General features: G+C 33.3%; 4 protein-coding genes. 3 read left to right on the top strand and 1 reads right to left on the bottom strand.

All coding sequences use genetic code 11. From position 1 onward, the window contains the following. Positions 1-862 precede the first annotated feature (862 nt). From ACP6PK_RS31650 to ACP6PK_RS31640, 3 genes are all read left to right on the top strand, one after another. Entirely contained in the window at positions 863-1336 is a 474-nt protein-coding gene (locus tag ACP6PK_RS31650; RefSeq protein WP_426565782.1) for a PEP-CTERM sorting domain-containing protein, read from the top strand. Positions 1337-1525: 189 nt separating this feature from the next. Further along, a complete protein-coding gene (locus ACP6PK_RS31645) occupies positions 1526-2542 on the top strand; it encodes a gamma-glutamylcyclotransferase family protein (protein ID WP_426565780.1) in 1017 nt (338 codons plus the stop codon). Between the two features lie 915 nt (positions 2543-3457). Then, complete coding sequence (locus ACP6PK_RS31640; RefSeq protein ID WP_426565778.1) at positions 3458-4822, top strand: CHAT domain-containing protein; 1365 nt, start codon at positions 3458-3460, stop codon at positions 4820-4822. A gap of 492 nt (positions 4823-5314) precedes the next feature. Here the strand turns inward: ACP6PK_RS31640 and ACP6PK_RS31635 are convergent, their stop codons facing one another. After that, a complete protein-coding gene (locus ACP6PK_RS31635; RefSeq protein ID WP_426565776.1) occupies positions 5315-6748 on the bottom strand; it encodes a GUN4 domain-containing protein in 1434 nt (477 codons plus the stop codon). Between the last annotated feature and the right edge of the window lie 1228 nt (positions 6749-7976).

Here is a 7976-nt window from a genome sequence, read left to right as displayed (position 1 = left end):
TATCAGATATATATTATACCCTTTTTTTTACTATTTTTTCACTAAAGTCCCGATAGTAAGGGAGTAGGGGAGTAAGGGAGTAGGGGAGTAGGGGAGTAGGGGAGAAATTAAAATGTATCCTCTTGATCGCCAAATATTTTATTTATACCATTACATCCGGACATGATATAATTGATAATTTATGGATAAGAATTGATTTAATTTTTCATTTTTGGAGAAGTCTAATAGAGTTAACTAGCTATTAGCTTTTAGCCCATACGTTAGCCTCCTGGGTTGTAACTGCGCGATTCAGCTTTTAGCAGCTCTGGGTTAAAATCCCCTTTCTGTTCCGGAATGCTCCACTCTCCTAGCACGTTGACTGCTGAGTGCTGACTGCTTTTTAAGATAGTGATGCTCATCACCACCCAGCACTCATTTACTTCACTTTGTTGTAATCTTTGACTCACTCAAACCCAACTGAAAAATCACCGTAATTTTACTTAGAAGTCACCACCATCGGCACCTGTGACTCACTTAAACCTAACCGAAAAATCACCATAATTTTACTCACAAGTCACCACCATAACCAGAAAAAAGGGTGATGATAAAAACATAGAGTTCAAACACAGGAAATCAAAAACCATGAAAAACCAAATCGTTGCATCTATCGCTGCTATCCCTTTTGCTTTCTTATCTGCTACTACTGCTCATAGTGCTGCATTAAATGGAGATTTTCATCTTAGTTCAGGTATCCGAGATGGTGAGGTAAGCAATATTTTATTAAGCAAAGACAGTTTATCTTTCAATTTTACTCTCACTCCAGTTATAATTGATGCTGACACACACGGAGGTACTTTTACCAACTTCAACTCTGCATATATTAGTGAACAAATTGTCAGTTTTGGCTCAACTCAAACAAGTAGATTCATTCCTAGATTTTGGTTACTTAGAAGTAGATATTCTTGGAGGAGAAACACCAGGTACTGTATATAGTCATTTAACTGATGACTCCAGTTTAACAGATGGTCTGAACGTTTTTAATCTCACTCAAGCAAATTACACATTAAGCCAAAGTGGAGCTAACGTAGCAATAGATGTAGCACTTTGGGGAGAGTTTGTGAGTGAAACAGGAGAAGTAACAGATGGTGCAGGTAATTTAACATTCCAGATAAATGACACCACAGTAGCTGATATTGAAGCAAAACTAGATGCAAGTGAAACAGTAGAAGGTCTAACTTTCTCTGGTGGTTTGTTCTCCGATACGAAAAAAGTACCAGAACCAACTACATTATTCGGTCTAGGAATAGTCGCTGCTGGTTTAACTCTTACTCGTCGTCAAGGCAAAAAAAGCTCCTAATTTAATATCGTTCGTTCCTCCTCACTGCTATTAGTTGAATAAACAAGATATAGCCTTTCTCAAATCACATTGGAATACAGAACAACTGGAAATGCAAGAATACTATCAACTATTACTACCACGGCCATAGCATACTTGGGTAATTCCTGATAAAATCAAAATTATTCATTAGTTACGAATTAAGGTTATATGCTTTCCAATTCAGAAAATTTATCCAGTTCTACATCTAGTATTAAATACTTTGCCTATGGCTCCAACTTGTCTAAATCATTATTAGAATTCAAATTATCATCAAATCCTCAAACAAAGGAAAGATACAAAAAAGAACCATCATCACTAATTTTAGATTCTCAACCAGCTATACTAAAAGATTTTGAATTACAATTTAATTTACATATCCCAACTAATAATATTGACCCAAGTTATGCTAATTTAGTCTATAAAAAAAATTCTATTGTGCATGGTTGTTTATATGAAATATCACCGGAATGTAAAGCAGTTATTGATGGATTAGAAGGTAAAGGTAATGTCTATCAAGAAGAAAATGTAGAAGTTTTACCTTATTTTTCAACAAATCCGATCGCTGCTGTAACGTATATAGCTTATAAAGAACAAATCAAATTACCTGTTTTGACTATTAAAGAGGGAGTTCCTCCTTCTAAGAGATACTTAAAAAGTATAATTTCTGGTGCTAAGGAATGTAATTTAGATGAAAAATGGATAGAATTTCTACAATGGCAAAAAGTAGCTACTATAACTTTTACTAGATTATCATCTGAAGAATTGAAAAAAATTAACGAAATAGTTTATACTCCTCAAGATTTAGAAAGTAAAAATTTACCATTAGAAAAAGTTTTAAATGAAAAAGAACAAGTTATAAAACCTATTATTAGTAGTATTTGTGGATTAGTATTTATGTGTAATCCAAGTAAAGGGTTTGCAATTGGATCAAAATCCTGGATTGAACAAATATTAGCACGAGACATTACAACATTTTATGCTAGAAGATGTTTGCGTAATAAAACTATTTCATTATATGAAACTGAACAAGATGTATTATTGGCAGATCGAGATTGTATAGATTATGTTATAGCAAATACCTGTAATTTATTGATTCAATCAAGAAAAGAAGGAGCAGGTGTATTTTTACTGGGTAGGACGACTAACTTTGATTTGTGGAAAGATTATTTAATTCCAATAAGTTAGGAAAAATTAAAAATTTATAATTATATTTGTTGTCATACAAATAATCAAAAATCATCCTATTTTAGAGTTTTTTATAAGCGTCTATATAATATCATATCCGCTTAATTAGTGAGAAAAAAAATTGCTCCTCTTTCCCATGCTAATACCTGATTTATTCCTCTTCTTCTCGCTCCTGAATCCTATAGTAATCCTAAATGATTTGCGTGTGAAAACTGTAGGGATTTGGTTTCCAAATCCTATTTATGCACTTGGTTTGGAGACCAAACCTCTACGATAAAATCTTACCGAATAATTAATAATTAATAGTTAATAATTAATAATGAATAATTAATAGTTGAAGCGTCAATAATTAATTATTAATTCAACAATTAAGGTTTAAAGCCTCCCTTTGTAATTAATAATGAATAATGAATAATTAATATATTCCGAGGGCGAGTGCTAGGTAAATAGTTTATATGTAAGCATTTCCTGCGGAATGCGGAGCTAACAGCTATTAGCAGTCAGCTCTTCCTACGGAATGCGGAGCTAACAGCTCTTTAATGAATTAAGCAATTATTCATTTAATTTATAGCACATTTTCCAGCCATAAATTGAAAGACAAAAACAACTTTTTAAGTTGTCAACCCCATACAATAATTGTGTTGTGGGAAATGTAGACTTGTTTGAGAAGCTGATAGCTGATACGCGATGTGCTGAATGCTTACGTTTATATATTGCTCCTCAGCGCCGTGATAGTCATTAATTATTAATTATTGAGGAGGGGTATACCTAATTATTTATAACTATTCATCCAGATATGATATAATATTAATTTATCATCTCAACATACTTCCCATTTCAAATTTCTAGGTTGATTTACTACTAACTTTTAACAAGTATACTTAAACCAGTAATACTAAGCTGTGGAGTAAAATTATGTTTCATCAGAAATGGAAAAAAAGAATTATTTTTTGTTTATTATTTATATTTATTTTTGTTAGTACAATTACCTTAAACATTATTTTACCAAAACAATCAGCGATCGCTGTTAAAGAAGAAGATTGGGAAATATTTTTGCAACAAAAAGACTTTATTCAAGCAGTCAATGAAGTTGAGCAACATTGGGAAAGAGACTATGAAAATTATTTTGATGAAAATCTGGGTGACTTTTCAGTAACGGCTGAAGATATAGCTGAAACACTCACTAATTTATCTGAACAAACTGGTACAAAACCTGCTGTTATCTGGGTTTGGCAACGGGAAAAACAAATGCAGTTAATTTTAATAACTCCTGGCACAAAACCAGAAATTTATAGTGTGAAAGAAGCAGATAGGCAAAAGTTAATTAATACAGTCAGAAGCCTAAATGTAGAAATAACAAATCCCAGAAAACTCAATACTACATCATATTTAGAACCAGCACAAAAACTATATGAATGGATGTTCAGGCCATTAGAATCTAGACTAGAAACAGAAAAAATAGATACCATAATGTTCTGCTTAGGTCTGAATTTGCGGACTTTACCATTAGCAGCATTACATGATGGAGAAAATTTTATTATCGAAAAGTATGCCATTGCTCGAATTCCTGCATTTAATCTGATAGATACTAACTATAATAAAATTACAAATGCCCAAATTTTAGCAATGGGAGCATCAGAATTTAAAGAATTATCACCTTTACCAGCGGTACCAGTAGAAATAAATAAAATTACAGGATTTTTATGGGAAGGTAAAGTATTTATTAATCAAGAATTTACAGTTGAAAATTTACAACAACAACGACAAAAACAACCTTATGAAATTGTTCACTTAGCCACCCATGCTGAATTTAAACCAGGAAAACCTGATAAGTCTTATATACAGTTTTGGGATGATGAACAAATTAGCTTAGATGAAGTAGAAAAGTTAAAATTGAATCAACCACCAGTAGAATTATTAGTTTTGAGTGCTTGTCGTACTGCATTGGGAGATAAACAAGCAGAATTGGGTTTTGCTGGGTTAACAGTAAAGTCGGGAGTCAGATCCGCATTAGCAAGTTTGTGGAATGTTAGTGATATTGGCACATTAGCATTAATGACAGAATTTTATGAGCATTTGCAAAAGATACCGCTAAAAGCAAAAGCGCTTCGACAAGCTCAAGTTGCAATGTTAAAAGGAAGGGTAGGTATGAATAAGGGTGAGTTAAATGGAACGAGGGGAGAATTAAAATTACCACCAGAATTAGCAGAATTTGGTGATGAAACTTTTTCCCACCCTTATTATTGGTCAGCTTTTACACTAATTGGTAATCCTTGGTAATTTATTAATTGATAATAGAGATATCCGAAAAAGATATAGACTTTTTGCTCTTAGAGGGAACAGGGAACAGGGAATTTATTCTTACGAAAAAGATACGAAAAATAATTCTGTCACTGAATTTTACAACTCTAGCTTATCTTAAATAAAGAGCAAGTTTATTGTCTGGAGAGGTCTAATGGATAATTGATAATTAGTGATAAAAAAAACTTTCTCCTCCTCGTGACTTAAAATTCCCTATTCTTCCCTCCTGACTATTGAGAAATAAAATAGGGGAAAAAAGTAGAAAAATGTCCCCATTTCCCCACACTCCCAATCATAAATCCCAAATTGGTTCTATAATACTCCTTATCAAGCGGGTTTTACCGAAATATTCTGGTTTAAAGCCTCCCCTTTTAAGGGGATAATAAATAAAAATTTTCCTGTTTGTCAATACTCTTCTTTTCAAGGAGAGGTAATTCGCCCATTCTAAATTCTAAATTCTTGAAATGATACCTATATTTCACAATTTTTAAGTCTTTTTCTCAGAGCAGAAAATAACTTTCCTAGCTCCATAAACCATACCCAATTTCCACTCATCGCAAACATCGCAGGTAAGTGACCATCCGGCGCTTTTTCCACATTAAATATTAAATTATCGTAGTTAGTCCAACCCAGAATTGAATGCCAACCTAAGCGATCGCCAAATTTTTCATAAGTTAAATAAAAGGTTTGATTACTAAAACTTTCCCAAATCTCTTTTTGCACAGAAAAACCAAACTTACCATTTGAATATTTTACCCATAGTTGATTAATAGTCTGTAAATCAGTGCAGGGAAAATTATCAATTGAACGAATATTTAATTTACCCCGACTTTCTTGGTGAGCTATTTTTAACATTAACCTTGCGGTTTCTATATCTGCTTCTCGCCATTTTTTAGCAGCCAAAAAATTACGCAAATCACCATAATTTACTCCCACTTCCGAACTTAATTCTACTTCTGGAATAGACGCAGATGGAGAAAAATCACTGACCTGTTTTTCAGAGCGCGAAGAATCAAAAATATCAGGTTTAATCAATGCCAAAATTTCCTCTACTGACTGAAATCTTTTCTTAGTTGCTCCGACAATCATCTTATCTAAAATATTACCCAAATCATCACTTATAGAAGAAGCTAAAAAATCTCGCCAAACCCAATCATTTTCACTCACATCAAACAACTCAAACGGTTCAACTTGAGTCAACAAATGGATACAAGTTACTCCCAAACTATAAATATCACTAGCAAAAATTGCCTTTCCCACAGCTTGTTCCGGTGCAGCATATCCAGCAGAACCAATAACCGTTCCTGTCACTGCCAAAGTATTAGGAGTTGCATATTTAGCTGCCCCAAAATCTACTAATACTAATTCTCCTTTTTTCCCAGAATAGTCGGGTCGTCTAATAATATTTTCCGGTTTAATATCCCGATGAATTACCTGTTGAGAATGAATAAATTCTAAGACTGGCAATAAATCATTTAATAAATCCCAAATTTGAGTTTCATTAAACTGACCTGTTGTTTCTAATTCCTGCTGTAAATTTTTCCCTTCAATCAATTCTTGAATTAAATATTGACGATTATCCTGAGTAAAAAATGCTAATAATTCAGGAATTTGAGGATGTTTTCCTAAACTTTCTAATCTAACTGCTTCTTGAGCAAATAATTCTGCTGCTTTTTCCAGATTTTGTGTTCCTTGAGCGTCAGGAAAAAACTGTTTAATTACACAAAATGGTTGGGAAGGTTTAAATTCATCTACTGCTTTAAAAGTTCTCCCAAAACCACCTTTACCGATAATTTTTACAGCACGATAACGTTCGGCTAAAAGCAATTTTGCTCCGCATTTTTGGCAAAAGTTTGTGTTTGGTGGATTTTGATTTAGACAGTTGGGGTTCAGACATTGACTCATAATTAATACTGTTTTTTTACTATAGATTTTTGGCTGAAGTTGGGAACAGGGAAATATAGATATAATACTATTTCTCCAAAACTTTTCCAAATTTTCTGGAGTAGGGGAGTAGGTAGGGACGTTCCATGCAAAGTCCTTCAAGAATTAAGAATTAAGAATTTAGAATGCGCGAATTACCTCTCCTTGAAAAGAAGAGGATTGACAAACAGGAAAATTTTTATTTATTATCCCCTTAAAAGGGGAGGCTTTAAACCAGAATATTTCGGTAAACACAAGAATAACTAATACTCTCCTTGCTAATAATTATTAAAAAGGTTATTCAGCAAGTTTTATATCATGTCCGTTGGTATCGGAGCGTGTAATACCACTTACCAAAAACCTTGCTATATTTGATTAGGTGGGGGAGGGACGTTGCATGCAACGTCTGTACACAGAAGAATAATGAACATTAAATGACTAATAATTAGGTAATAATTTATTTTACCTGTGTTAATTACTTGATAACTGAAGTGTCACTCAAGTATAGCATTAATGCATGGGAATTGGTATAAAAGCTGGGGAAATATCTATCATATTTAAGGTTTTTTCTGCTCTTAAAGCTTTTTTCCTAGATAACTAAAGCTTTCTTCCTTCTCTCCTAGATAACTAAAGCCTTCTTCCTTACCGAATTATTAATTATTAATTGTTAATTAAATAATTGTGGTTTAAAGCCTCCCCTTTGAAGGGGAAAAAAGCAGTCGTTTGCGGAGCATTCCGTTAGGATGGGATGGCGTTAGCGAAGCGGCTCTGCAAGAGCGGGTCTCCTCGCCATATCCAATCGACCAAGAGAAGAAATGATATTTCCCAATCTTCAATTCCGTAACGGTTTTAACCAGAGGTAATTATCAATTATCCATTATCAATTATCAATTATTGAACTTCCCTATACAATACGGATGCTACCGGACATGATATTAATTGCTGAATAATTGAAGTTAGGTTGTCATATTTTATCGTAGGGGTTTGGTCTCCAAACCCCCAGAGTTTTTTTCACAAATAATTACCTTTCTAAATTCTCTTACCTTCTGACTCGTGATTTGAGGAATAGTCTTTAAACATTTATCGCAATACTAAGTAGGTTGTCAAATTTTATCCTAGGGGTTTGGTTTTCCAATTCCATTTTGAGGAGGGTTTGGAGACCAAACCCCTACAGTTTTTTTCACAAATAATTACCTTTCTAAATTCTCTT

It is taken from the genome of Dapis hubbardiae BLCC-M172 (assembly GCF_050016015.1).
Lineage (GTDB): Bacteria > Cyanobacteriota > Cyanobacteriia > Cyanobacteriales > Microcoleaceae > Trichodesmium.
Note: the sequence above shows the minus strand (reverse complement) of the source record. Positions and strands in the feature narration are given on the sequence as shown.

Excerpts from the sequence above, each read along its gene's own strand:
- ACP6PK_RS31645 (WP_426565780.1), top strand. The coding sequence starts at position 1,526 with ATGCTTTCCAATTCAGAAAATTTATCCAGTTCTACATCTAGTATTAAA.
- ACP6PK_RS31640 (WP_426565778.1), top strand. The coding sequence starts at position 3,458 with ATGTTTCATCAGAAATGGAAAAAAAGAATTATTTTTTGTTTATTATTT.
- ACP6PK_RS31635 (WP_426565776.1), bottom strand. The coding sequence starts at position 6,748 with ATGAGTCAATGTCTGAACCCCAACTGTCTAAATCAAAATCCACCAAAC.